Source organism: Pseudoxanthomonas kaohsiungensis (assembly GCF_010211765.1).
In the GTDB taxonomy this organism is placed as follows: Bacteria; Pseudomonadota; Gammaproteobacteria; order Xanthomonadales; family Xanthomonadaceae; genus Pseudoxanthomonas; species Pseudoxanthomonas kaohsiungensis.
In genome coordinates this window covers 1-512 of sequence record NZ_PDWO01000084.1, presented here as the reverse complement: position 1 = coordinate 512, position 512 = coordinate 1, and the positions used below count along the sequence as shown (strand labels likewise).

General features: G+C 65.0%; 1 protein-coding gene. It reads left to right on the top strand.

The features are described from left to right. On the top strand, positions 1-448 hold a 448-nt coding region (locus CSC66_RS17405), incomplete at its 5' end, for a bacterioferritin (protein WP_162378655.1). Positions 449-512 lie beyond the last annotated feature (64 nt).

The window sequence follows — 512 nt, the reverse complement described above, 5'->3', positions numbered from 1 at the left end:
CGTCCAGACCGAGGTCTTCGTAGCGGCGCGCGACCAGTACTTCATCCATTCGCGCCGCTACGAAGACCTCGGTCTGGACGCGCTTTACCAGCGGATCAACCACGAGATGGAAGAGGAAACCCAGCACGCCGACGCGTTGGTGCGCCGCATCCTTGTCCTCGAAGGGGTCCCCGACATGCGCCCCAACGTCTTCGAGGCCGGCCGGACGGTCGAGGAGATGCTGCGACGCGACCTGGACCTGGAATGCGCGGTGCGGGGCCATCTCGCCAAAGGCATCGCCCTGTGCGAACAGCACGGCGACTATGTCACGCGCGACATCCTCGTCGGGCAGCTGAAGGACACCGAGGAAGACCAGACGCACTGGCTGGAGCAGCAGTTCAAGCTGAGCCGGATGATCGGGATCGAACCCTACAAGCAGAGGCGAATGGGCGACGCTTCGTCCACGTAATGGAGGCGACCCGATGCTGTGCCCGTCGGAGAGAGCCGGCCGTCCCCCGGTGCAGGCCATCTGG